We start from the raw sequence: 23,335 nt of genomic DNA, 5'->3' as shown, positions 1-23,335 counted from the left end.
TCGGTTTCCATGGAAAACGGAAACGGATATACTCCGTTCTGGCTATAATGTGAGCCGAAGCGGTCATGGAATTTGCAGGCGCGAGGTAAGCCTGCCAGGGGAAAGAGATGTCGACAATCAATGATGTATCACGTCTTGCCGGGGTGTCAAAAGCCACGGTATCGCGAGTGTTGAGTGGGTCGCGTGGCGTAAAGGAAGCCAGCCGTCAGGCCGTACTGAAAGCAGTGGATGAGCTGAACTACCGGCCTAACGTGATTGCCCAGTCGCTGCTGAGCCAGTCGACGGGCTGTATCGGGGTCATTTGCGCGCAGGAAAATATTAACCAGACCACCGGTTATCTCTACGCGCTGGAAAAACAGCTCAGCCAGCATCAAAAACACCTGCTGCTGCGCTTCGCGCACAGTAAAGCGGAAGTGATGCACGCCCTTGAAGAACTCTCTCGCGGGCTTTGCGATGACATCCTGGTGATTGGCGCGCGTTTCCCGCTGGACGTCGACATGGACAACGTCATCCTGGTCGACTGCATGGAGTCTGATAATTCCAACAGCATTCAGTTCGATCACGCCTTCGCCGCCGAAACCGCCTGTAACTACCTGACCAGCCAGGGGCGACGCCAGATTGCCCTGATCCACCCGCACGGCAGCGGGTTTGCCGACCAGGTTCTGCTCGGCTACAAGCACGCGCTGGAGAAAAATTTCCTGCCCTTTAATCGCAACCTTGTGTTCATGGACGCGACCTCCTCGTCCGTTGCGCTACAGGAGCTGCTGAATAACGCCAGCACGCTGAACTTCAACGCGCTGCTGGTGGCGGACGAGCAGGAAGCCCAGCGGGTGATCCCGCAGCTGCAGGCGTTTAATAAATCCGTGCCGGACGACATTATGGTCTTTAGCCTGGCCGGATCGCTGCACCTGCCGGGTATTCCGGTGATCCCGGCGATTGAATATTCTATGGATGCCATGGCGGCGCGTATCGTGAGCTGGCTGACGGAGAAAACGCAGATGCTGGGCTCGTATGTGCTGCGCGGGGATTTAATTATTCCGGATGTGCGTAAACGTTAAAAATGTTGTGTAGGCCGGGTAAGGCGCAGCCGCCACCCGGCGAGAAGCCTCAATAATCTTCCATACAATCCACCTGACTGACCGCATCCCAGTAGGCGTCCAGATTGTCGCGCTTCACGGCGGTGATGGCGTTTTTGATCAGCAGCTGGTTGGCCTCCGATGACAAAATCATTGCCTGCCAGGCCTTATCGCTCTGCTTTTTCTGTGGCGTACAGGTTTTCTTAATATCTTTCAGGACCTGTTGCTTAATCTGCGCCTCTTTCGCCGGATCCTCTTTTTCCTGAGCATGGACAAACGCGGCGAAGAGCAGACAAACCAGCAGGCAGACCAGGTGCGCAGCTTTCATCAACAACCCCCTTTAGACGTCACAGGCTTCCCATGAAATATATCGTTACATTCAGTGTAGCGACGCCAGCCGAAAGTATGAATTTTCTCCGTAAAGTATCTGTGAGATAGTCAAACAGCACACAAAAACAGGGAGAACGCCATGCAACTGAGCATTACCAATACGGTTACGCAGCAGGAAAAAGAAGAGTTATTAGTGGGGTTGCGTGCCTACAACGCGCAATTTTTGGATATGGCGATCTTTAGTGGTGATATTGGCGTTTACGTGCGGGACGAAAACGGCACCATGCTCGGCGGGCTCATTGGGGTGCGCAAAGGCGACTGGCTGAACATCGACTATCTCTGGGTGAGCGACACCGTACGGGGAACTGGCGTCGGCAGCCAGCTCATCAGAACGGCCGAAGAGGAAGCCAGACGCAAAGGCTGCAAGCACGCGCTGGTCGATACCGTCAGCTTCCAGGCGCGGCCGTTCTATGAAAAACAGGGGTACCAACTGCAAATGTCTTTGCAGGATTATCCTTATCCGGGCATGCAGCGACATTACCTGGCGAAAGCCCTTTAAGCTTTGAATCCGTAGGCTGGGTAAGCGCAGCGCCAGCCGGCCATAGCCGCATATAACTTATCCTTCTTATTGATTCTTTTTCGGTTTTTATTTCACCGCCTCGTTGTCGATATAGTCACTACAACATTCAGCAAAAGGAACTGTCTTGTGAAACGTCGATTAGGTGCTCTGGTACTGGCTGGCCTGCTGCTGGCCGGGTGCGATCAAAGTGGCAGCGATGCCAAACACATTAAAGTCGGCGTCATCAACGGCGCCGAACAGGACGTGGCGGAAGTCGCCAAAAAGGTGGCAAAAGAGAAATATGGCCTGGACGTGGAGCTGGTGGGCTTCAGCGGCTCGCTGTTGCCTAACGATGCCACCAACCAGGGGGAACTGGATGCCAACGTCTTCCAGCATCGTCCGTTCCTTGCAGAGGATAACAAGGCGCATGGCTACAAGCTGGTGGCCGTGGCGAACACCTTTGTTTTCCCGATGGCCGGCTATTCCCGCAAAATCAAATCCGTGTCTGACCTGAAGGATGGGGCAACCATTGCCATTCCAAACGACCCGACCAACCTGGGACGCGCGCTGTTGCTGCTGCAAAAAGAGAAGCTCATCACCCTGAAGCCAGATATCGGGCTGCTGCCGACGGCGCTGGATATTACCGCCAACCCTAAGCAGCTGAAAATCATGGAGCTGGAAGGGGCGCAGCTGCCGCGCGTGCTGGACGACCCGAAAGTGGATGTCGCCATCATCAGCACCACCTATATTCAGCAAACCGGGCTGTCGCCGGTGCATGACAGCGTCTTTATCGAAGACAAAAATTCGCCGTACGTGAACATCGTGGTGACGCGCGAAGACAACAAAGACGCGGAGAATGTGAAGGCGTTTATCCAGTCGTATCAATCACCTGAAGTGGCAAAAGCGGCTGAGACGATCTTTAACGGCGGGGCAGTGCCGGGCTGGTAAACGATGTGACAGAAAACGGGTTGCTTCTCTTGGCCCGATTCCATCGGTAATCGCCCTTTAGCCCACAGCGTCAATTGCGACGGCTGGCTATCCTCCTTATCACACCTACCGGAGGATAGCCCATGAACATCACCCACATTCGCAACGCCACCCAGCTGATTACCTATGCCGGAAAACGTCTTTTAGTCGACCCGATGCTGGCTCCGCAGGGCGCTTATCCGGGCTTCCCCGGCACGGCCCATGCCGAACGCCGTAACCCGACGGTCGAACTCCCCGTTGACGTCAACGCGCTGCTGGACGCCGACGCGGTGATCGTCACCCATACCCATGACGATCACTGGGATCGCGCCGCGGCGGAACTGATCGCCAAAGACAAACCCATTTACGTACAAAATGACCGCGACGCCGCGCTGCTGCGCAGCCAGGGGTTTAGCAACCTGACGGTCATGACCGACGAGACCACCTTTGGCGAGATTCGAATTGCGAAGACCCGCGGCGGCCAGCACGGTACCGATCGCGCATACGCCGTGCCCGAACTGGCGGAGCGGCTGGGCGAGGCCTGTGGCGTGGTGCTGCGTCATCCTGATGAGAAGACGCTCTATATTGCCGGGGATACCGTCTGGCGTGACGAGGTGGCGGCCGATCTGCAAAAGCATCAGCCGGACGTGGTGGTGCTGAACGCCGGCTATGCCCACGTCATTGGTTTTGGGCCCATTATTATGGGGCAGGAGGATGTGCTCAACGTCCATTTCCTGCTGCCGCAGGCTAAAATTGTGGCGATCCATATGGAAGCCATTAACCACTGTCTGTTAACCCGCAGCGCGCTGCGGGAGTACGTTGAAGCCAACCAGGTGAGTGACGCAGTGAGCATTCCCCAGGATGGCGAAACCGTTATATTCTGAGTGTCTGAAAGGGAAAGGAGAGACAGATGTCGCTAATCAACGTCGCGATTGTCGCGGTAGACGGGTTCAGCCCGTTCCACTACTCCGTTCCCTGCATTCTGTTTGGCGATTCGGTCTCCGGCGAAAAGCGCTTTAACGTAACGATTTGCGCCGAAACGCCGGGGTTTCTCACCTCAAAAGACGGATTTGCCCTCAACGCCACGCAGGACTACACCGCCATTGGGCAGGCCGATATTGTTGTCGTTCCCTACTGGCAGCACGTTCTGGAACGCCCGCCGCAGGTGCTGCTCGACAGCCTGGTGCAGGCGAGAGACCACGGTGCAGAAATCGTCGGGCTGTGTCTGGGATCGTTTGTGCTGGCCTGGGCGGGGATCCTCGACGGCAAACGTGCGGCCACCCACTGGGAGTTCGAACGTCAGTTTCAGTCGCTCTTCCCTAACGTTCAGCTGGATATTAATGCCCTTTACGTGGATGACGGCAATATCATCACCTCCGCCGGTACTGCCGCTGCCCTCGACTGCTGCCTGTATATCATTCGCCAGCGCTTTGGCAGCGTGGTCGCCAACCAGATTGCCCGCCGGATGATTGTTCCGCCCCACCGCGAGGGCGGGCAGGCGCAGTTCATCGCCCAGCCGGTACCCAAAGATACCCGCGACGGACGCATTAACTGCCTGATCGACTACCTGCAGCAGCACATCACCGAACCGCATAGTCTGGACTCGCTGGCGGAGGTAGTCTCAATGAGCCGCCGCACCCTGACCCGTCATTTTGTTAACGCTACGGGGATGAGCGTCACCGACTGGCTGACCGCCGAACGCCTGCGGCGCAGCCAGATCTTACTGGAAGCCGGAAATATGCCGATTGAACGCGTGGCTGAGCTGGTGGGATTTAATTCCGCCGTCACCTGGCGACAGCAGTTTAAAGCGCGTTTTGGGGTTAGTCCGGCGGAGTGGCGAAAAACGTTTCGGACTCATTTGTAGGCCGGGTAAGCGCAGCGCCACCCGGCGTTTACCCCAGCCTCTCCACCCGCGTCTCCCCCTCCACCATCGACAGCTGATACAGCGAAAACGATCGCTGCTTCTCAATCAACGTCGCCAGCTCCGGCGAGTGGCTGGTAAGCCAGATCTGCGAGTAGCGGCTGGCCTCGGCGATTAAGCTCGCCAGCGCGGGCAGCATCTGCGGGTGCAGGCTGTTTTCCGGTTCGTTCAACGCGATAAACGCCGGTGGGCGGGGGCTTAACAGCGCTACCGCCAGGCACAGGAAGCGCAGGGTACCGTCGGAAAACTCCGCAGGTTCCAGCGGTCTGCTCAGCCCCTCGCGCTGCATCATCATCCGGAACCGTCCGCCGGTGTTGTCGCTGTAAAACATGCAGCCGGGGAAGGCCTGGTCAAGGATGCGCATCAGCAACAGCTCGTCGCCAATCTCGACGATAGTCTGAAACGCGGCCGCCAGGTTAGCGCCGTCGCTGGCCAGCACCGGGGAGCGGAAACCGACCTCCGGGGCCCGCATCGCCGAGCCGATTGATACAGAAAACTCATGATAAAAGCGCCAGTTACGCAGGGACTCGCGCATCTGCGACACTTCGGGGTAAAGGTGCGGTTCGCCGAGTTGTCCGAATACCGATTCGTTCTCGTACAGCGTGCCGCTGTGGGTCACCTTCTCGTGATGCACGTTGTTCAGAAACACCGCCTGGTTCTTACGCTTCATTAGCTGTGATGAAGGTCTACGGTGCTGGCCGCTCAGCCAGATGGACTCCTCTTTGATCACCGGGTCGAGCTGAAACTGCGAGGGATAGGGCAGCTTCTCCACAAACCCGACCTGCAGCTCGTATTCGTAGCTCTCTGTTTCCACCGCGAGGTTCATCCGCCGCAGCTGGTCGCTACGGGTTTTACCTGCCCAGAACACCTTCAGAATGCCGCCCTCGTTCGCCAGCGCCTGGGAAAACTGCCCCCGGGCGGCGCTGTGCATCAGGTGTATCGCCTTGTAGATATTCGATTTCCCGGTACCGTTCGGCCCGAAGACGATATTGAGCTGCTCCAGCTCCAGCGACATCTCGCGGATGGAGCGGTAGTTTTGAATGTGCAGGGTGTGGATCACAGGCAGGCCCCTTTTGCAGAATAAGCCTGTATATAATCACAGTCTTTGAGATGAAATGCAAAAAAGAGACGACAGTGAGGATGTCGTCTAAACGGGGTACTGCTTTGGGCCTCTACGGGTCAATGGGGCCTTCGCATTTTTATGATCACTTGACTGCCAGACGCAGACCCAAATCATCAGGATAGGGATCAAAGTAGTTTTGCGTCATCAGATACCGGTCGGGGTATTCGGCCAGGTAGTGCTTCAGCAGCGTGATCGGGGCGAGGATAGGCAACTGTCCGTTGCGATAATGCAGGATCACGTCGCGCAGCTCGCCGCGCTGGCGGGTGTTCAGCTGGTTACGAAAATAGCCCTGAATATGCATCAGCACGTTGGTGTGATTCTTACGCGAAGCGGGTTTTTTCAGGATGGTCATCAGCTTTTCCCGGTACGCCACGAAGAAGGCATCAAGGTCTTCCCACTCGTGCAGCGAGGCAACGAACGGGCCGATTTCACGGTAACCCGCCTGATGGTGCGCCAGCAGCTGGAGTTTGTAACGGCTGTGGAAGTCCAGCAGCGCGCGGCGCGTGAGGCCATTTTTACGCAGCGTGTTCAGTTCGTGCAGGGCAAAAACACGTTCGACAAAGTTTTCCCGCAGCACCGGATCGTGCAGGCGTCCGTCCTCTTCTACGGGCAGCCACGGCCAAGTTTCAAGGAGGGCGGCGGTGAACAGCCCAACCCCCTCCTTGCGGCCCCGGTTGCCGTTTTCATCATACAGACGCACGCGTTCCATGCCGCAGCTTGGGGATTTAGCGCAGACGATAAAACCAGCGAGATCGCCGATTTTCGGCAAAAAATCTGCCGTAAAGTCCGCCATTTTCTGCGTAACGTCTTCGTGAGGCGCATGGCTAAAACGCATCTGCGTTTCACCGTGTTCCGTCATGATCAGACGCAGCGCCGGGCGAGGGGTCGGCAGGCCGATGGCCATTTCCGGACAGACGGGCCTGAAATTCACCCACTGGGCCAGCTCATCCATGACGAAGCCCATACGCTTGTGTCCGCCGTCAAAGCGAACGGCGGATCCGGTCAAACATCCGCTAATACCCAGCACTGGTTTCGTCGTCATGGTGTCGTCCTCCCGTTCATATCATTAAAACTTACACAACATGACTAATTTGTCCAAGTATTCGCGGAACTATTTTTTTTATTCCTTTAGAATCAATGCGTCTTAGCTGCCCTTATAGGTCGAGTAACCGTACTGGCTCAGCAGAAGCGGGATGTGCAGCTTCTCGTTGGTGCGGGTCACGGTAAACAGCACCGGAATCTCCGGGAAGAAGGAGTCCAGCTTTTTGCCGTGGAAGTACTCTGCGGTTTTGAAGGTCACTTTATACACGCCAGGCTGCATGTCCTGGTCCTGCGGATAGAGCGATTTGATGCGTCCGTCCTGGTCTGTTTTGCCGCTGGCAATCGGGGTCCATTTGTCCTGCTGCTGCTTTTCCAGCGTGACGGTGACGCCCGGTGGAGGCGTGCCGGTTTGCTGGTCGAGGATGTGTACGCTCAGGGTGCCAGCAGGAGCGGCGCTAAAGGCGGCAGGGGTAAAGGCCATCGCGGCCAGCATCAGCAGAGGGGTAGTTTTTTCATGGTGTTTTCCTGTGGAGTTATTCGTCACAGGAAAACGTTAGCATCTGCGGCGCGGGAAAATATTCAACTTTTCGTGAAGATTCCCGCAGGAGAAAATGATCAGAGGATAATCACTTCAAGCGATACCTGCTGCTGCCACTGCTCCACCTGCTTTTTCCGCGCCGCGGTGAGCTTGCCGCTGGTGACCAGAAGCCATTTGCGCTCCGGGAAAATTTCCGGGGCCAGCGCGGCCGGAGGCGAGGGCAGAATGTCGATTCGGTGTCCCTGTCCGGTGCGCGTTAAGGCTTCGAGCCAGATCTCGCAGGCGTCGTTCAGGTGCCAGCCGCTGAGCAGAATATTATCGCCCGGCGCTTTTTTATCACCCTCGAGACAAAACGAGGTGTAGGCGATGATGATGCCGTCGAGGATTGCGCGCAGGGTCATGGCGGCGGCCACGTTGGCGGATACCTGGCTGCGCAGCGGGCGCAGCACGTTCGCGACCAGCTCGGGTCTTGGGTACTCGCGTCCGGCGTCGTAAATCATCTGGCGCAGGGACTCGACTTTGCCGTCCTGCAGGCGTTGCAGCATGTTCTGCTGCAGGGTTTGCCAGTTGTTGGTCCGTCCCGGCGTCGGGCGTTCCAGCAGCGGCTTGACCTGGCCGATCGGGACGCCTTTTTTTACCCAGTCGAGGATTTTGAGCGCCTGCTGGACGTCCTCATCGCTGTACTGGCGATGGCCGCCTTCCGTGCGCTGTGGCTTGAGTAAACCATAGCGACGCTGCCACGCCCGCAGGGTGGTGGCGGTGATGCCGCTGAGTCTGGCGAATTCGCCGATGGAGTAAGCCATGTCCGTGTCCAGAGTGGAGGAATACTCTCAATATACTACGAATTTTCCCGAACGGGATGAAGCGCCGAAACGGTGCACTACACTTAACATCCAACCGTGCAAATGAAAGGAATTCTCATGAAGCTATGGCCTGTTGTGACCGGTGTTGCGATTGCTTTGACCCTGGTTGCCTGTAAATCCCCCACGCCGCCGAAAGGCGTGCAGCCTATTACCCACTTTGACGCCAGCCGCTATCTCGGCAAATGGTACGAAGTCGCCCGTCTGGAAAACCGCTTCGAACGCGGTCTGGAGCAGGTGACGGCGACCTACGGCAAGCGCAGCGACGGCGGTATTAGCGTGCTCAACCGGGGCTACGATCCGGTGAAGAACAAGTGGAACGAGAGCGAGGGGAAAGCGTACTTTACCGGCGAACCGACCACGGCCGCGCTGAAGGTCTCCTTCTTCGGCCCGTTCTACGGCGGCTATAACGTGATCAAACTGGACGATAAGTACCAGTACGCGCTGGTCAGCGGCCCAAACCGCGACTACCTGTGGATCCTGTCGCGCACGCCAACCATCCCGGATGCGGTGAAGCAGGATTACCTGAATACCGCGCGCAGTCTGGGCTTCCGGGTTGACCAGCTGGTGTGGGTGAAGCAATAAAAATCGTGCTTTCTTCCTGGGGCATTACTGGCTCGCCTGGATAGACTTCCGTTAAAAGCCTAACGGAGGGAAGACGACATGAACTGGCAGCCTTTTCGCGGCGATGCACCGGAAAATATGACGATTTTCAGCGCGTCATTTCCCGACGTCAGCGACCAGTGGCCGATGAAAGACGATGCTGCTCGTGAGATCGCCTCCCTTGACCGCGCCCTGAAAGCCGAGCCAGCGCTCCTGCCGCCGAGGGTGGAATACGACGAAGGGGGGCAGGCCGTGCTTGTTCCGCAGAACCGCTATTCCGAACAGGCCTTCCGTAACCGCCCGGCCCTCACCGCGTGGCGCACCCGACTGGTCCCCTCCGCGCTGGCGCTGTTTGTGGTGCAAAACCCGCTGGAAGACCGCCTGCCCGATGGAACAAAAATGGACAGCGACAGCCGCCAGTGGTTTATCCACGCAAATGATGCCATCGGCGTGCGTTCCCGCGCCCGGGTGCTGGCCGCGCTGGTGGATAAGTACATTCACAATGAGAGCGAGAACAACTGGGTCAGCCTCGCGAGCGGCGCTGCAATCCCCGTGCTGGAGGCGCTGCGTGAAGCAAAGCTTGATGGCCAGCAGGTCTATCTCACGCTGGTGGACAAAGACCCCGTAGCGCTGAGCTGGGCGGAAACCATGGCGGCGCAGGAAGGCATTGTGGTGGGCGAACAGCTGACGCTGCTCAGGCGCAACCTGCTCCATACGCTGGTGCGTAACGAGGACCTGCTGCTGGAGCTGGGCGAGCATCAGGCTGAACTGGTCGACGCGCTGGGGATTTTTGAATACTTCAACGATACCGACGCGGTGATTTTTCTCCAGCGGGCGCTGCGGCTGGTCAAGCCCGGCGGTGCGGTGATTGTGTCGAACATGCTGACCAGTAGCCCGCACATTGACTTTGTGCTGCGCGGGATCGGCTGGGAGGATATTTACCCGAGATCGTTACAGCAGCTGCAGGATATCCATCTTGCGGCGGGCGTGCCGGTGGAAAACGTCACCGTGGTCGTGCCGAAGGATGGGGTGTATGCGGTGATGGAGATTAAAGCGTAGCACGGTTGGTTCCCTCTCGCTTGAGGGCTGAGGGATCCCCACAAAATAATACCAGCACGGACGACCCCCTCTCCCTTGAGAGTGTACGGTCCGGGGACATAGTGAACACTTGTTCGGGGACATGGTAGACACTTACAACTAAGGCATAAGAACCCGTCTATGGAGTCGCTTATGCCCTGGGATGCGAGAGATACCATGTCATTACGTACCGAGTTTGTTTTGTTCGCCTCGCAGGACGGGGCGAACATCCGTTCCCTCTGCCGTCGCTTCGGCATTTCACCTGCCACCGGCTACAAGTGGCTTCGTCGCTGGATGGAGGAAGGTGCCTCCGGCCTTCAGGACCGCCCGCGCATACCGCACCATTCCCCGAACCGCTCATCTGACGACATCACGGCCCTGCTGCGTATGGCCCATGACCGCCATGAACGCTGGGGCGCACGCAAGATTAAGCGCTGGCTTGAAGACCAGGGGCACCGTATCCGCCTTCAGCACCGTTCATAACCTGATGGCCCGTCACGGCCTGCTGCCGGGCACTTCACCGGGCTTTCCCGCCACGGGACGCTTCGAACATGACGCGCCGAACCGGCTCTGGCAGATGGATTTTAAGGGCCACTTTCCCTTTGGCGGTGGCCGCTGTCATCCGCTCACCCTGCTGGACGACCACTCCCGTTTTTCCCTGTGCCTGGCGCACTGTACCGATGAACGGCGAGAGACCGTGCAGCAGCAGCTGGTCAGCGTGTTTGAACGCTACGGCCTGCCGGACAGGATGACAATGGACAACGGCGCCCCGTGGGGCGACACCACCGGCACCTGGACGGCGCTGGAGCTGTGGCTGATGCGCCTGGGTATCCGGGTGGGGCACTCCCGGCCTTATCATCCGCAGACGCAGGGCAAGCTGGAGCGTTTTCACCGCAGCCTGAAGTCGGAAGTGCTGCAGGGAAAATGGTTCGCGAACGAGGGCGAACTGCAGCGCGCCTTCGACCACTGGCGGACGGTCTATAACCTTGAACGCCCGCACGAGGCGCTGGATATGGCGGTACCGGCCTCGCGGTATCAGCCGTCAGCGCGGCAGTACAGCGGCAGCGTAACGCCACCTGAATACGATGAAGGGGTGAAGGTCAGGAAAGTGGATATCAGCGGAAAGCTGAGCATACAGGGTGTCAGTCTGAGCGCAGGCAAGGCGTTCAGGGGAGAACGTGTCGGGCTGAAGGAAATGCAGGAAGACGGCCGCTACGAGGTGTGGTGGTACAGCACAAAAGTGGGGGTGATCGACCTGAAGAAAAAGTCGATCACCATGGGTAAAGGATGTTAAAAAGTGTTCACCATGTCCCCGAACACCTGTCTACCATGTCCCCGGACCGTACAAGGGAGAGGGTTAGGGTTAGGGTGAGGGGGAAACAAGGCGCACAGAGTTGCTTGAATGGATTTGGTTTTCCAATCATGATCCCCCCATGAAAATAGAAACCGCACTCCCCTTACACTTCGAACGCCTGGTCGCCATCTGGGAATCCTCCGTCCGCGCTACCCACCACTTTTTACAGGAAAGCGATATTGCGGCGCTGCGCCCGTTATTGCTTAACGCCTACCTGCCTAACCTCAAGGTCGTGATAGCTCGCGATAACGCAGGCGTTATTCACGGCTTTTTAGGCGTGGATGAAAACCGCATTGAAATGCTATTTGTTGACGACGCGAGCCGCGGGAAGGGCGTTGGTAAACTGCTGCTGCAATACGCCATCGCAGACTTTGGCGCGAATGAAGTCGATGTGAATGAGCAGAATCCGCAGGGGGTGGAATTTTATCGCCATATGGGGTTTGAGCAGGTCGGGCGCTCGGAACGGGACGGGCAGGGGAATCCGTTTCCGTTGTTGCATATGCGGTTGGGGGGGCAGGCTTAACGCCCTCTCCCTGTGGAGAGGGAGTCTGCAAGCTAGTTACTGGTAATTTGCCCGATGATTACGCCACGCACTTTATCGCCATCGAAGGAATAAGAGACCGTATTACTCTGGATGAATCCATTCTGTACTGGCGTCTCCTGATAAAAAAGCATTGCTTTCTTTTTGGCGATCTCTTTATTGCCGAACAGTTCAACTAAATTCCCGTGAGTAGCATTCAACAACGGAACATTAGCGACTGAGACTTTGACAGCTTCCGTTGTTTTTGCACACTCTTTATGAATCCCATCCCTGGCTATGGCTAGTGCCGTTAACAATCCTGCACCCATTTCGTTATCCGAGATGAACCAGTAATTCGTGCCATCGTTGTCATGAAGGCAGAACCAACGAGCGGAACTGTCTTTGTTGACTGGTGTGCTGGAGATGTCTGCCAGATGAGTAACCTCCATTTGCACGGTTTTCTTACCGATGGTAATAGTGGGATAGAGGGGCACTTCTGTGGGTTCTTCCGACGTTGTTCCATCATACTGATAATACCTGGCTGCGAAGCCGGACATTTGGGCTGCTGATGTATTTTGAACCAGGAATAGAAGTGCAGCCAAAATTAACAGTACTTTCATTTTAGATACCCTAATACGTAGCTCGGTTATTCCATTCGTCAGTGTAGAGAATGTTCCCATCGCAATGCTTCCATGTAATCTTCTCGTACCGGAGTTGAATATCTTCGAGATGCGTGCTCGTCAAGCCGGTGGGATGCAGCAGGGGTGATATAGAGGTGATCTTCACGTTCTCCATTATCATATTGAAATACTCACTCTCAACGCCCTGGTCAATAATTCGATACATTTTCAATTCTGCTTTTTTTAATGTTCTTCCTTCACACATAGCACGATATAAAACAGGCGTTGCAGCATCAAATTCCTTATGCAAATTTAAGGGGGAATGAACTCTCGTGCCTGTCAAACGACCAGTATGCGAGCTCTCAGGGATCCATACCTGATGGATAACTGAACGGATTTCAAACGATCCTAATCTCGCTGGCAGTAAGGATGGACCAACTATGGGCGAGCCATTTTCATCAAACAACCACAGATGTGCGGGAATTGACATAATTTACTCCTGTTAAATAGTAATTATCTTTTTTTACGTAAAAGGATATTGAGGCCTACAATAACTACAACTGACCATGTTGCATTCATTGCGATTTTTTCGGGTAGCCAGGTTACGGCAAATAGTGCAAATATTACGACGAATAAAAGGGGAGTTGCGCCTCTCAGGAAAAATATGAGTTGGCCTTTTAGCCAGTCTTTAATAGCTTTAATCATCCCTTTATCATCCTTGAAATCGCGTATGCAATGTCGCTGTCTGAAGCATAGGCTTGGTTAAGTATGGGGGACCTCATTATTATGGGCTCAATCAAGAAAAACATCATTTCAAGCTCTTCCTGATAAAGGAGATTATAGTAATAAGCATTATAATTTTTTAGCTGGTTGGCGCTTCTGGATGCTTGCTCAACGATGCTATAAACTTTTAAACCAAGGACAGCATAAGTAGAAAACGATGTGATCTTTTCTTTCATCCAAATGTTGGTATGAACACTACTACAAATTGCAATAGTTGCCGAATATATAAAAGCCTGGCTGGAGAGCATCGATGATGAAATTGATATGCCTAAATACATAAGATTTCGTTGTATGTTATGTATTCTTTTTTCACTCTTGTTGCTTAATAGACTTTTAATATAAATATAGAGCATCTTAAAGATAACTTCTCTGTGTTTTATTAACTGGACGATACCTATCAAAAATCTGGAGTCTTCTTTGCGTAATCGTAAACATACGTCCTGATAGTTTTCAGTAAAGCACGAAAGTTGATAGCTTAATCGTGTTGCCCCATCATCTAACAGTTGTGCTTGCTTTAATACTTCATCTTTTACGCCAGTTAAGGCATGTTCTAACTTTAAAGCCAATATTTTATGTGCATCTATTGATGTTATTAATGAGTCGCTATAATACATATTGCACCCTTTAACAGTAAACATAGGCACAAGTTTCTATTAATATTGTAGTTCTGCTGTGATGCATATCGCAATAATTTATCTTTAATAAAAAATAAAGATATTTTAACCTTCGTATTATATTTATTGTGAATAATTGTTGGCTATTAATTTAGATATTGTATGAGCGTGAGAATGAAGGGGTTAGATCCGTTGTATATTATTTTACTAGCCGTATGGCCGGAAAAGGTGAAACTGGGTGCCACGAGCTGAGCGTAACTACGAGTGTTGCTTTGAGATTGTAGTGATTTCTCACTGGAAATTTGATGTCTCCTTTCCTGGCCAACTATCCGGAATTGCCGGATAGTTGAATGCTGATCAATTTCGCCATCAGAAAATCTTTTTATGAGATGCTAATTGATGGTTCGAACAGGGAGATTGGGTTGCGTCTTTATCTGCATGTCGTCTCCCCATCTACATCGTCTAACGCGCCTGGCTGGTTGTATGCCAGAAAAAGCCGCTAAGCCAGGTGGTTTGTATTTGATTTTGCGAGGCGCTTTCCAGGATGCTGAATTTGAATCGCTGCGAGTGCATTCTCTATCTCAACGAGCTTTGCCTTCGTCCGTTTATAATCGTCCTGCAACCGCTGCTCCTGCTCGTTATACGCCACCAGAACTATGCACCCTTTCATCACCTTGACCGTGATCTGCTGTCCGGTATCAAAGCCCGCCGCGCGCAGCCACTTGCCGGACAGAATGATATTGGGCGTGGATTTGTCGAAAACATTCGGGCGATATCCCACAATTAACGAACGCTCGGTTCCGGATTGGTCGGTGTCTGGGGTAGAATGCGAATCAGCCATAATCAACTCCTTGATAGTTGGTGAGGTTAGCTCTCGTCCGGTATTGCAAGTACCTGGCGAGGGCGTTTCAATGTGAGGTTTTCGTATGTTAAGGTACGTACCTCAGTGAAGATATCTTGCTCTTGTAGGTACGTACATGTCAACAGTTAAACGCGACCCTAACAAATCTAAATCCGGAAAAGCACCGACGTTTCAGATCCGTATTACGCCGGAGTTGAAGGCGCAGTTTGAGGAGGCTGCGAAGGCTGAAGGGATGAGTTTGGGGAATTGGCTCAAAACCTTGGGAAGAAATAAATTACTAAAGCTAGGTATTGAGCCAAAAATGTAAGTTAATTTATGACGTTTTTTGCCCATCAGATGTTTCAGGAAACGAAATGACATCCATTTTTAATGCAGTTTCACCAGAAAAAATTGAAGCTAGTCCTTTGCGAATTTTTTGGTTATCTAAATTCATTTGTCCATGCGCAACAGGTATATAAATTGCGTTCTGCAAATGGACCCGATCAAAATCGTAACCTATATCTTCAGCCATAACAGAAAGTAAATTCACAAAAAGTCTATCGCTAGTCTGATTCCACAACGTATTGCCACTTTCATTTTCTGGGCAATGTGTACACAAATGAGTGAAATATTCTTTCCATGCATCAAGGACTTTTTTCTCTGATTTTGTTCTTTTACTTATACTCCCTTTTATATCGCCATAAAAAGCTAGGTCGATCATATTTAGGGCTCTGACATGCTCATTGGAAAGGCGGGCCGCTGCTGATCGTGTTGCCATAAGCTCGGTGAATATATTAACTTTTATGTTTCTTTTTTCTGAATGCTTTTCGATAATCTTTTGCACTCTAACTGCAAGTAAGGGACTGAAAAGAGTTGCAAAGATAGTAGCGATAGCCAGTGCCCAGTTCATGTCTTTTCCTTAATTTTGAAGGTTATGACAACTGAAATGAAATAAATTTTTGAAGATAAGATGAGCATTTTTGGCGGAAGATCACAGGAGTCGAACCTGCCCGGGAACGCTGGCGCCCCCAACTGGATTTGAAGTCCAGCCACCTCACCGGAGATGACGATCTTCCGCGCCTACATTGCTACATGGAGGCGGGGCGCATTATAGCTACTTTCATGCATTTACCACATACCCCACACCACTTTTTTCACCTCTCTTTTGACCTTAACCCCCCTGTTTCAGCTAATTCTTAAGAAAATCCTCAGGTTAGCATTTCGTGCTGCCCAACATTTACCGCGATCACAAAAAACAAGAAACGTAATCTGCTAACCAGAAAACGCAATACCCGCTCCTGAAACAATGGTTTAAAAAACTGTAACCGGTCTCAGCGCCCCCTACAGCGTGAAGGATAAAAAGATGAGCGAAGTATTGTCAGTAAAAGAGAAGATTGGCTACGGCATGGGAGACGCCGCCAGCCACATCATTTTTGATAACGTTATGTTGTACATGATGTTTTTCTACACCGATATCTTCGGCATTCCCGCCGGGTTTGTCGGCACCATGTTCCTGCTGGCGCGCGCGCTGGATGCGATCTCCGACCCGTGCATGGGGCTGATTGCCGACCGTACCCGCAGCCGCTGGGGCAAGTTCCGACCGTGGATTTTGTTCGGCGCGATCCCGTTCGGCATCGTCTGCGTGCTGGCCTACACCACGCCGGACCTCAGCCTCAACGGCAAAATGGTTTATGCCGCCGTGACCTACACGCTGCTGACTCTGCTCTATACCGTGGTCAACATCCCGTACTGCGCGCTCGGCGGCGTGATCACCAACGACCCGACGCAACGTATCTCCCTCCAGTCATGGCGCTTCGTGCTGGCGACGGCGGGCGGCATGCTCTCCACGGTGCTGATGATGCCGCTGGTAAACCTGATTGGCGGCGACGATAAGGCGTTCGGCTTCCAGGGCGGGATCGCCGTGCTGTCAGTGGTCGCATTCCTGATGCTGGCGTTCTGCTTCTTCACCACCAAAGAGCGCATCCAGGTGCCGCCGAGCACCACCTCCATGCGGGAAGACCTGCGCGACATCTGGCACAACGACCAGTGGCGCATCGTTGGCGTGCTCACCATCCTCAACATCCTCGCCGTCTGCGTGCGCGGCGGGGCGATGATGTACTACTGCACCTGGATCATGGGCTCGCCGGAGGTGTTCGTCGCGTTCCTCACCACCTACTGCGTCGGCAACCTGATCGGCTCCGCGCTGGCGAAACCGCTCACCGACTGGAAGTGCAAGGTCAGCATCTTCTGGTGGACCAACGCCGCGCTGGCGGTGGTCAGCGTGGCGATGTTCTTCGTGCCGATGCATGCCACGGTGCTGATGTTCGCCTTTATCTTCGTCATTGGCGTGCTGCACCAGCTGGTGACGCCGATCCAGTGGGTAATGATGTCCGATACCGTCGACTACGGTGAATGGACCAACGGCAAGCGCCTGACCGGCATCAGCTTTGCAGGCACGCTGTTCGTGCTGAAGCTCGGCCTGGCGCTGGGCGGGGCGATGATCGGCTGGATGCTGGCAGGCGGCGGCTATGACGCGGCGGCCAAAACCCAGAACAGCGCGACCATCAGCATCATTATCGGCCTGTTTACCCTGGCCCCGGCGGTCTGCTACGTGCTGAGCGCCATCATCGCCAAACGCTACTACACGCTGAAAACCCCTTTCCTGACAAAAATCATGGGCGAGCTGGCGCAGGGCGCGCGCCGCAATCAGCAGGAGTTTGAAACCCTGCCGGTCAGCAAAGAATTGCAGAACTAAGAGGACGAGAGTATGAAAATCAGTGATGGAAACTGGCTTATTCAACCGGGCCTGAACGTGACCTGTCCGGTGCAGGTGTTCGACGTGGAGCAGCAGGGCAATGACCTGGTGGTGTACGTGGCGCCGCGTGACGTGCGCGAACGCACCTGGCAGCTCGACACGTTGATGTTCACGGTGCGCCTGTTTGCCCCGCAGGAAGGCATTGTCGGGGTGCGCATTGAGCACTTCCAGGGCGCGCTGAACAACGGCCCGCACTATCCGCTGAACGTTCTGAAAGACGTGAAGGTAGAGATTGAAAACAACGCCGAGTTTGCCGAGCTGAAAAGCGGCAGCGTTAGCGTGCGCGTCACCAAAGGCGAGTTCTGGGCGCTGGATTTCCTGCGCAATGGCCAGCGCATTACCGGCAGCCAGCTGAAAAACAACGGCTACGTGCAGGACAGCAATACCGATTGCAATTACGTGTTCGAACGTCTGGATCTGGGCGTAGGGGAGACGGTCTACGGCCTGGGCGAGCGCTTTACCGCGCTGGTGCGCAACGGCCAGACGGTCGAAACCTGGAACCGCGACGGCGGCACCAGCACCGAGCAGTCCTACAAAAATATCCCGTTCTACCTGACCAACCGCGGCTACGGCGTGCTGGTGAATCATCCGGAAAACGTCTCGTTTGAAGTCGGCTCCGAGAAAGTCTCTAAGGTGCAGTTCAGCGTGGAAGGGGAATATCTGGAGTACTTCGTGATCGACGGCCCGACGCCGAAAGAGGTGCTGAACCGTTATACCCGCTTCACCGGGCGTCCGGCGCTGCCGCCTGCCTGGTCGTTCGGCCTGTGGCTGACCACCTCGTTCACCACCAATTACGACGAAGCGACGGTGAACAGCTTTATCGACGGCATGGCCGAGCGCGACCTGCCGCTGCACGTGTTCCACTTCGACTGCTTCTGGATGAAGGCCTTCCAGTGGTGCGACTTCGAGTGGGACCCGGTGACCTTCCCGGACCCGGAAGGGATGATCCGCCGCCTGAAAGAGAAAGGGCTGAAGGTCTGCGTGTGGATAAACCCGTACATTGGCCAGAAATCCCCGATCTTCCGGGAGCTGAAAGAGAAGGGCTACCTGCTCAAGCGCCCTGACGGCTCCCTGTGGCAGTGGGACAAATGGCAGCCGGGGCTGGCGATTTACGACTTCACCAATCCGGACGCGTGCCGGTGGTATGCCGACAAGCTTAAAGGCCTGGTCGATATCGGCGTCGACTGCTTCAAGACCGACTTCGGCGAGCGTATTCCGACGGACGTGCAGTGGTTTGACGGGTCCGATCCGCAGAAGATGCACAACCATTACGCCTACATCTATAACGAGCTGGTGTGGAACGTGCTGAAAGAGACGGTGGGGGAAGAAGAGGCGGTGCTGTTTGCCCGCTCCGCGTCCGTGGGGGCACAGCAGTTCCCGGTGCACTGGGGTGGTGACTGCTACGCCAACTACGAATCGATGGCGGAAAGCCTGCGCGGCGGGCTGTCGATTGGCCTGTCCGGCTTCGGTTTCTGGAGCCACGATATCGGCGGGTTCGAAAACACCGCCCCGGCGCACGTCTACAAGCGCTGGTGCGCGTTCGGGTTGTTCTCCAGCCACAGCCGCCTGCACGGCAGCAAATCCTACCGCGTGCCGTGGGCGTACGATGACGAGTCCTGCAACGTGGTGCGCCACTTCACGCAGCTGAAGTGCCAGCTGATGCCGTATCTTTACCGTCAGGCGACGCTGGCCCGCGAGTTCGGCACGCCGATGCTGCGGGCGATGATGCTGGAGTTCCCGGACGATCCGGCGTGCGATTACCTCGACCGTCAGTACATGCTGGGGGATTCGTTAATGGTGGCGCCGGTGTTCTCCGAGGCGGGCGACGTGCAGTTCTACCTGCCGGAAGGGCGCTGGACGCACCTGTGGCACAACGACGAAATCCAGGGCAGCCGCTGGCATAAGCAGCAGCACGATTTCATGAGCCTGCCGGTCTACGTGCGCGACAACACGCTGCTGGCGCTGGGCAATAATAACCAGAAGCCCGACTACGCGTGGCACGAGGGGACGGCCTTCCAGCTGTTTAACCTGGATGATGGCGCAACGGCGGTGAGCGAAGTGCCTGCGGCGGACGGCTCCGTGGTGTTTACGCTGAAGGCGTCACGTCGGGGCGACATCGTGACCTTCACCGGCGCGGGAGACGCGCAAAACTGGTCGGTATGCTTGCGCAACGTGCAGAAAGTGAGCGGCGTGAAGGGTGGTTCACACGCGGGCAGCGAGTGGGGTGTTGTGGTGAAAGCGGAGGGGAATGAGGTGGTGGTTTACCTCTGAGCTGGAAAAATGCCCGGTGGCGCTTCGCTTACCGGGCCTACATGGGATCGTAGGCCGGGTAAGGCGAAGCCGCCACCCGGCTTTTTACTGTGCCGGCGCCCCCGCCGACACCACCCCGCCCGTCATCGTCTGCTCTACCTGCTGCTTATCCATATTCACCGCGCTCAGCTTCCCATTCACCGTTGGCTTCAGCGGCGCACTGGCCTGCACGCTGCCGCTGGCGGTGAGCTGAACATTGCCGTCGCCTGCAATCGGCAGCGCGGGCCAGCCCCACTGCTGCAGCACGTTGAGCGGTACGCCGCGCCCGTTCAGGCTCACCGTAGTCTGCCGCTGCGGAAGCTGAGAAACCGTCGCCGTTGCTTCCAGAATGCCTTTTTCGGTAAACGCGCTGAGGTCGGTAATATTCACCGTGGCGGCGTTGGCATTCAGCGCCAGCGACGGGCGGCGCACGTCGACGCGGTTAAAGGTTGCCGCCGCGCCGTTCAGGGTCGCGCTGCCGCCCCAGACGCCCCACTGGCGATCTTTCACCAGCTGCAGGTTTGCGCCATAGCCATCCAGAGAAGTGATCTGCCACGGGAAGGCAGGATCGATGTCGATCACCAGGTTACGGCTCAGGCCGAATTTTTGCAGCGTGACGCTGTTCAGCCATTCCGGCAGCGGCGCCATCCACAGCGTTTTCCAGTTCTGCGGCAGGGTGTACTCCAGCCCGGCGATGGCAACATCGTCCAGCACCAGCGCTTTACCGTCGCGCAGCCAGTTGCCGGAGGTGCGCACCATGCCGCCTTCCCAGCGGGAGGTGAACTGACGCAGCGCCATGCCCTGCGGGGAAAACTCCGCATTCAGGATCGGGTCAAACAGATGCAGCGAGCCGTAGATAAACTCGCTGGCGTTCATCGACAGGCGGCCCTCCTGGCTCTGCCAGTCGCCTTTGCTTAGCGTCAGGTTGCGCAGGCTTAAATCGAGATCGGTCACCGCCCAGTCCGGGCCCTGAAGCCGGGCGTCGGTCACGTCCAGACGACCAATCTGCAGAGAGGGAATGGTGGCCAGCGGCGCGAAGAATGCGGTCAGCGTTTTATCGCTCTGCAGGCGGATCTCGTTCAGGCGCATGGTGTCGATAATCCAGCTCCCGTCGGCGTTGCGCAGGGCGGAGCCGGTGAGTGAGCCGCGGGCCATATCGGCGCCAATCGTGTTCAGCACCACCTCCTTGCCGTTAAGCTGGCCCTCGATCAGCACGTTGGTGGCCGGTACGCCGTTCAGGGTCAGCGAGCCTGCGCTCATCTGAATCTGCGCGTGATTACCCAGCACGTTGCCCGCTTCCGGCTGCCATGGGCTGACGCCGCCCGTCACCTTCTGCGCGCTCAGATCCCATTCGGTATTCGGGCTGTTGAACGCCATGTTGTTCAACTGCAGGCGATCCGCCTGGAAAGGCAGCGGCGCGGTCTGCGGGGAGAGATTAAGCGTGCCGTCGAACAGGGTGATGGTGTCCATATGCAGCGGATCGGTTACCTGGCGGCTGCTCAGGCCAATATCGACTTTTTTGGCTACCAGGGTGGCGGGTTTTCCGTCCCGACCGAAGGTGACGTTTTCCAGAATGAGGTGGGAAGGCGACGAAAAGCGGTGATTCATCTTGTCGAAACTGAGTTCGTAGTTGGTATTCACCGTAACCCAGCTGCTGACCTGAGCCGCACCCCAGCGGGTCTGGAGCAGAATATAGAGCGCCAGCATCACAATGAGCAGGGCTACCAGAAGATAGACGAGTAGCTTTCCAATAAATTTCATGGTCTTCCATCCCGCAAAACGCACATAAGGGAGTTATGCACGATTTATGCGCAATCCTCAAGGCGGGAATGGTGTAATTAGATGTCACGGCAGGCATTGACTGCCTGCCGTGAGAGAAATCAATTTTTCTCAGGCGGGAAAACGAGGTTCAGCACGATAGCGGTGATACCGCCTGCGGCAATGCCGGAAGAGAGCAGATTTTTCACCCAGTCCGGGGCAAACTGCAGGATCAGCGGTTGCTGAGAAACGCCCAGACCGACGGCCAGCGACAGCGCGATAATCATGATCGCGCGGCGGTTCAGCGGCTCGCGGGAGACGATACGCACGCCGGAGGCCGCGATCGTCCCGAACATCACCAGCGTTGCGCCGCCCAGCACCGGCTCGGGAATGTGCTGCACAAAGCCGCTCACCGCCGGGAACAGGCCGAGGACGATCAACATCAGCGCCACCACGAAGCCAACGTAGCGGCTGGCCACGCCGGTCAGCTGGATCACGCCGTTGTTCTGACCGAAGCAGGAGTTCGGGAAGGTGTTGAAGACCGCAGAGACAAACGAGTTCAGACCGTTTGCCAGCACGCCGCCTTTCAGGCGCTTCATGTACAGCGGGCCGGAAACGGGCTGCTCGGAGACGTCGGAGGTGGCGGTGATGTCGCCGATGGTCTCCAGAGAGGTGATCATAAAGACCAGCATCAGCGGCAGGAGCAGGCCCCAGTCAATGCCCAGACCGTAGTACAGCGGCGTGGGGACAGCGATCATCGCGCTGTTGGTCGGCGCGGTGTTTTCCGGCAGCATACCCAGCGCCCAGGCCAGCAGGTAACCCGCCGCCATGGCGATCACCAGCGAGGCGACGCGCAGGTAAGGGTTACGCTGACGGTTAAGCAGAATAATGATGGCCAGCACGACGCCTGCCAGCAGCAGGTTTTTCGGCGCGCCGAAGGTGTGGTCGCTCATCGCGGCATAGCCGCCACCGATGGAAGTAAGGCCCACCTGAATCAGCGACAGGCCGATAATCATCACGACGACGCCGGAAACCAGCGGGGTGATAACGCGGCGAGCCAGATGCAGAACGCGGGATATCACCATTTCCGTACAGCTGGCCAGCATCAGCGTGCCGAACAGCGCCGCCATCATGGTCGGGACATCCGCACCGCCGGTTTTCAGGGCCGTACCGCCCATGATAAGCGGTGCCACGAAGTTAAAGCTGGTGCCCTGAATCGACAATAATCCCGACCCCACCGGACCCCACGCTTTAATTTGAATAATCGAGGCCACGCCGGAGGCAAAAAGAGACATGCTGATAATGTGCTGCGTGTCCTGCGCCGGTAAACCGAGCGCCTGACAGATCAGCAGCGCCGGGGTGATCACCGCAACAAACATCGCCAGAAGATGCTGGCAGGCGGCGAAAAGCGTCTGCGGCAGCGGCGGGCGGTCTTCAAGGCGGTAAATCAGTTCGCTATTTTGCTTCTGCGCAATCGGTTGCGCATCAGGCGACTCTATGGTGTTAACGGACATCGGCGGCAATCCCACGGTGGAAAAGCGGGCATTTTATCTGACCACCTGGTAAAAGCAAACGATTGCCAGCAAAAAAAGAGAAGAAAATCTGCCGCTGTGAGCAGGTTTTCTACATCCGGTGAGGAAAAAAAAT

Annotated in this window: 24 protein-coding genes, 1 tRNA gene and 1 pseudogene; 12 read left to right on the top strand and 14 right to left on the bottom strand. The window is 55.7% G+C overall.

Annotated elements, in window-relative coordinates; translation table 11 throughout:
- Positions 1-107 precede the first annotated feature (107 nt).
- A complete protein-coding gene (locus CWR52_RS12165) occupies positions 108-1,058 on the top strand; it encodes a LacI family DNA-binding transcriptional regulator (RefSeq protein WP_008500131.1) in 951 nt (316 codons plus the stop codon).
- A 49-nt stretch (positions 1,059-1,107) separates the two neighbouring features.
- On the opposite strand, the gene CWR52_RS12160 is transcribed toward CWR52_RS12165, so the two are convergent.
- Positions 1,108-1,404, bottom strand: coding sequence for a YicS family protein (locus tag CWR52_RS12160; RefSeq protein WP_104949781.1), 297 nt, complete (start codon positions 1,402-1,404; stop codon positions 1,108-1,110).
- Between the two features lie 141 nt (positions 1,405-1,545).
- Here CWR52_RS12160 and CWR52_RS12155 point away from each other — a divergent pair, with 141 nt between their 5' ends.
- From CWR52_RS12155 to CWR52_RS12140, 4 genes are all read left to right on the top strand, one after another.
- Entirely contained in the window at positions 1,546-1,965 is a 420-nt protein-coding gene (locus tag CWR52_RS12155) for a GNAT family N-acetyltransferase (protein ID WP_104949780.1), read from the top strand.
- Between the two features lie 147 nt (positions 1,966-2,112).
- Positions 2,113-2,913: a lipoprotein NlpA gene (nlpA, locus tag CWR52_RS12150; RefSeq protein ID WP_104949779.1), complete on the top strand. Its 801-nt coding sequence runs from the start codon at positions 2,113-2,115 to the stop codon at positions 2,911-2,913.
- 122 nt (positions 2,914-3,035) lie between these two features.
- Positions 3,036-3,815: an MBL fold metallo-hydrolase gene (locus tag CWR52_RS12145; RefSeq protein WP_104949778.1), complete on the top strand. Its 780-nt coding sequence runs from the start codon at positions 3,036-3,038 to the stop codon at positions 3,813-3,815.
- 26 nt (positions 3,816-3,841) lie between these two features.
- Positions 3,842-4,795, top strand: coding sequence for a GlxA family transcriptional regulator (locus CWR52_RS12140; protein WP_104949777.1), 954 nt, complete (start codon positions 3,842-3,844; stop codon positions 4,793-4,795).
- A gap of 28 nt (positions 4,796-4,823) precedes the next feature.
- Here CWR52_RS12140 and CWR52_RS12135 read toward each other — a convergent pair whose 3' ends face one another.
- From CWR52_RS12135 to CWR52_RS12120, 4 genes are all read right to left on the bottom strand, one after another.
- Positions 4,824-5,912 carry an AAA family ATPase gene (locus CWR52_RS12135; RefSeq protein WP_104949776.1) on the bottom strand — a complete coding sequence of 363 codons (1,089 nt, stop codon included), beginning with the start codon at positions 5,910-5,912 and terminating at the stop codon, positions 4,824-4,826.
- Between the two features lie 145 nt (positions 5,913-6,057).
- Positions 6,058-7,017, bottom strand: coding sequence for a YbgA family protein (locus tag CWR52_RS12130; protein ID WP_104949775.1), 960 nt, complete (start codon positions 7,015-7,017; stop codon positions 6,058-6,060).
- Between the two features lie 102 nt (positions 7,018-7,119).
- Entirely contained in the window at positions 7,120-7,509 is a 390-nt protein-coding gene (gene uraH, locus CWR52_RS12125; protein WP_104949774.1) for a hydroxyisourate hydrolase, read from the bottom strand.
- A gap of 122 nt (positions 7,510-7,631) precedes the next feature.
- Positions 7,632-8,357: a MerR family transcriptional regulator gene (locus CWR52_RS12120; RefSeq protein WP_048030818.1), complete on the bottom strand. Its 726-nt coding sequence runs from the start codon at positions 8,355-8,357 to the stop codon at positions 7,632-7,634.
- Between the two features lie 117 nt (positions 8,358-8,474).
- Between CWR52_RS12120 and CWR52_RS12115 the strand changes: the two genes are divergently transcribed.
- From CWR52_RS12115 to CWR52_RS12100, 4 genes and pseudogenes are all read left to right on the top strand, one after another.
- A complete protein-coding gene (locus CWR52_RS12115; protein WP_045281336.1) occupies positions 8,475-8,999 on the top strand; it encodes a lipocalin family protein in 525 nt (174 codons plus the stop codon).
- A 78-nt stretch (positions 9,000-9,077) separates the two neighbouring features.
- A complete protein-coding gene (locus CWR52_RS12110; RefSeq protein ID WP_104949773.1) occupies positions 9,078-10,076 on the top strand; it encodes a class I SAM-dependent methyltransferase in 999 nt (332 codons plus the stop codon).
- Positions 10,077-10,247: 171 nt separating this feature from the next.
- Positions 10,248-11,388: pseudogene (locus CWR52_RS12105) on the top strand (IS481 family transposase).
- A gap of 139 nt (positions 11,389-11,527) precedes the next feature.
- The gene (locus CWR52_RS12100) at positions 11,528-11,971 is read left to right on the top strand and encodes a GNAT family N-acetyltransferase (protein WP_104949772.1); all 444 of its coding nucleotides are present in this window, start codon (positions 11,528-11,530) and stop codon (positions 11,969-11,971) included.
- Positions 11,972-12,003: 32 nt separating this feature from the next.
- Here CWR52_RS12100 and CWR52_RS12095 read toward each other — a convergent pair whose 3' ends face one another.
- The 5 genes from CWR52_RS12095 to CWR52_RS12075 all read right to left on the bottom strand — a co-directional run bounded on the left by CWR52_RS12095 (position 12,004) and on the right by CWR52_RS12075 (position 14,826).
- Positions 12,004-12,588, bottom strand: a complete 585-nt coding sequence (locus CWR52_RS12095; protein ID WP_252152157.1) for a hypothetical protein — start codon at positions 12,586-12,588, stop codon at positions 12,004-12,006.
- Between the two features lie 10 nt (positions 12,589-12,598).
- The gene (locus tag CWR52_RS12090; RefSeq protein ID WP_023326420.1) at positions 12,599-13,078 is read right to left on the bottom strand and encodes an Hcp family type VI secretion system effector; all 480 of its coding nucleotides are present in this window, start codon (positions 13,076-13,078) and stop codon (positions 12,599-12,601) included.
- 23 nt (positions 13,079-13,101) lie between these two features.
- The gene (locus tag CWR52_RS12085; RefSeq protein WP_060571989.1) at positions 13,102-13,293 is read right to left on the bottom strand and encodes a hypothetical protein; all 192 of its coding nucleotides are present in this window, start codon (positions 13,291-13,293) and stop codon (positions 13,102-13,104) included.
- Complete coding sequence (locus CWR52_RS12080) at positions 13,290-13,985, bottom strand: hypothetical protein (protein ID WP_104949771.1); 696 nt, start codon at positions 13,983-13,985, stop codon at positions 13,290-13,292. The genes CWR52_RS12085 and CWR52_RS12080 overlap by 4 nt, the downstream gene beginning before the upstream one ends.
- 499 nt (positions 13,986-14,484) lie before the next feature.
- Positions 14,485-14,826, bottom strand: coding sequence for a SymE family type I addiction module toxin (locus CWR52_RS12075; RefSeq protein WP_104949770.1), 342 nt, complete (start codon positions 14,824-14,826; stop codon positions 14,485-14,487).
- 136 nt (positions 14,827-14,962) lie between these two features.
- Between CWR52_RS12075 and CWR52_RS12070 the strand changes: the two genes are divergently transcribed.
- Entirely contained in the window at positions 14,963-15,154 is a 192-nt protein-coding gene (locus CWR52_RS12070; RefSeq protein ID WP_104949769.1) for a toxin-antitoxin system HicB family antitoxin, read from the top strand.
- Positions 15,155-15,160: 6 nt separating this feature from the next.
- On the opposite strand, the gene CWR52_RS12065 is transcribed toward CWR52_RS12070, so the two are convergent.
- Together CWR52_RS12065 and CWR52_RS12060 are read right to left on the bottom strand one after the other, a co-directional pair.
- Positions 15,161-15,736 carry a DUF6680 family protein gene (locus CWR52_RS12065; RefSeq protein WP_104949768.1) on the bottom strand — a complete coding sequence of 192 codons (576 nt, stop codon included), beginning with the start codon at positions 15,734-15,736 and terminating at the stop codon, positions 15,161-15,163.
- Positions 15,737-15,807: 71 nt separating this feature from the next.
- Positions 15,808-15,902 (bottom strand) — tRNA-Sec (locus CWR52_RS12060).
- Positions 15,903-16,189: 287 nt separating this feature from the next.
- Between CWR52_RS12060 and CWR52_RS12055 the strand changes: the two genes are divergently transcribed.
- Together CWR52_RS12055 and yicI are read left to right on the top strand one after the other, a co-directional pair.
- Entirely contained in the window at positions 16,190-17,581 is a 1,392-nt protein-coding gene (locus tag CWR52_RS12055; RefSeq protein ID WP_104949767.1) for a glycoside-pentoside-hexuronide family transporter, read from the top strand.
- A 12-nt stretch (positions 17,582-17,593) separates the two neighbouring features.
- Positions 17,594-19,912, top strand: coding sequence for an alpha-xylosidase (yicI, locus tag CWR52_RS12050; RefSeq protein WP_104949766.1), 2,319 nt, complete (start codon positions 17,594-17,596; stop codon positions 19,910-19,912).
- Between the two features lie 84 nt (positions 19,913-19,996).
- On the opposite strand, the gene CWR52_RS12045 is transcribed toward yicI, so the two are convergent.
- Together CWR52_RS12045 and xanP are read right to left on the bottom strand one after the other, a co-directional pair.
- Entirely contained in the window at positions 19,997-21,691 is a 1,695-nt protein-coding gene (locus CWR52_RS12045; RefSeq protein ID WP_104949765.1) for an AsmA family protein, read from the bottom strand.
- A gap of 119 nt (positions 21,692-21,810) precedes the next feature.
- Complete coding sequence (xanP, locus tag CWR52_RS12040) at positions 21,811-23,202, bottom strand: xanthine/proton symporter XanP (RefSeq protein WP_104949764.1); 1,392 nt, start codon at positions 23,200-23,202, stop codon at positions 21,811-21,813.
- Between the last annotated feature and the right edge of the window lie 133 nt (positions 23,203-23,335).

The organism is Enterobacter sp. SGAir0187 (assembly GCF_002952735.2).
In the GTDB taxonomy this organism is placed as follows: domain Bacteria; phylum Pseudomonadota; class Gammaproteobacteria; order Enterobacterales; family Enterobacteriaceae; genus Enterobacter; species Enterobacter quasiroggenkampii.
The sequence above is the reverse complement of the archived record's forward strand: the minus strand, read 5'-3'. Positions and strand labels throughout refer to the sequence as shown.

Bases quoted from the DNA above. Each gene is read 5' to 3' on its own strand.
- CWR52_RS12095 (WP_252152157.1), bottom strand. From the start codon at position 12,588: ATGAAAGTACTGTTAATTTTGGCTGCACTTCTATTCCTGGTTCAAAAT.
- CWR52_RS12070 (WP_104949769.1), top strand. From the start codon at position 14,963: ATGTCAACAGTTAAACGCGACCCTAACAAATCTAAATCCGGAAAAGCA.
- CWR52_RS12080 (WP_104949771.1), bottom strand. From the start codon at position 13,985: ATGTATTATAGCGACTCATTAATAACATCAATAGATGCACATAAAATA.
- CWR52_RS12155 (WP_104949780.1), top strand. From the start codon at position 1,546: ATGCAACTGAGCATTACCAATACGGTTACGCAGCAGGAAAAAGAAGAG.
- CWR52_RS12160 (WP_104949781.1), bottom strand. From the start codon at position 1,404: ATGAAAGCTGCGCACCTGGTCTGCCTGCTGGTTTGTCTGCTCTTCGCC.
- yicI (WP_104949766.1), top strand. From the start codon at position 17,594: ATGAAAATCAGTGATGGAAACTGGCTTATTCAACCGGGCCTGAACGTG.
- CWR52_RS12115 (WP_045281336.1), top strand. From the start codon at position 8,475: ATGAAGCTATGGCCTGTTGTGACCGGTGTTGCGATTGCTTTGACCCTG.
- CWR52_RS12055 (WP_104949767.1), top strand. From the start codon at position 16,190: ATGAGCGAAGTATTGTCAGTAAAAGAGAAGATTGGCTACGGCATGGGA.
- CWR52_RS12130 (WP_104949775.1), bottom strand. From the start codon at position 7,017: ATGACGACGAAACCAGTGCTGGGTATTAGCGGATGTTTGACCGGATCC.
- CWR52_RS12090 (WP_023326420.1), bottom strand. From the start codon at position 13,078: ATGTCAATTCCCGCACATCTGTGGTTGTTTGATGAAAATGGCTCGCCC.
- CWR52_RS12165 (WP_008500131.1), top strand. From the start codon at position 108: ATGTCGACAATCAATGATGTATCACGTCTTGCCGGGGTGTCAAAAGCC.
- CWR52_RS12045 (WP_104949765.1), bottom strand. From the start codon at position 21,691: ATGAAATTTATTGGAAAGCTACTCGTCTATCTTCTGGTAGCCCTGCTC.
- xanP (WP_104949764.1), bottom strand. From the start codon at position 23,202: ATGTCCGTTAACACCATAGAGTCGCCTGATGCGCAACCGATTGCGCAG.
- CWR52_RS12085 (WP_060571989.1), bottom strand. From the start codon at position 13,293: ATGATTAAAGCTATTAAAGACTGGCTAAAAGGCCAACTCATATTTTTC.
- CWR52_RS12140 (WP_104949777.1), top strand. From the start codon at position 3,842: ATGTCGCTAATCAACGTCGCGATTGTCGCGGTAGACGGGTTCAGCCCG.
- CWR52_RS12100 (WP_104949772.1), top strand. From the start codon at position 11,528: ATGAAAATAGAAACCGCACTCCCCTTACACTTCGAACGCCTGGTCGCC.
- CWR52_RS12065 (WP_104949768.1), bottom strand. From the start codon at position 15,736: ATGAACTGGGCACTGGCTATCGCTACTATCTTTGCAACTCTTTTCAGT.
- CWR52_RS12110 (WP_104949773.1), top strand. From the start codon at position 9,078: ATGAACTGGCAGCCTTTTCGCGGCGATGCACCGGAAAATATGACGATT.
- CWR52_RS12075 (WP_104949770.1), bottom strand. From the start codon at position 14,826: ATGGCTGATTCGCATTCTACCCCAGACACCGACCAATCCGGAACCGAG.
- CWR52_RS12120 (WP_048030818.1), bottom strand. From the start codon at position 8,357: ATGGCTTACTCCATCGGCGAATTCGCCAGACTCAGCGGCATCACCGCC.
- CWR52_RS12145 (WP_104949778.1), top strand. From the start codon at position 3,036: ATGAACATCACCCACATTCGCAACGCCACCCAGCTGATTACCTATGCC.
- uraH (WP_104949774.1), bottom strand. From the start codon at position 7,509: ATGCTGGCCGCGATGGCCTTTACCCCTGCCGCCTTTAGCGCCGCTCCT.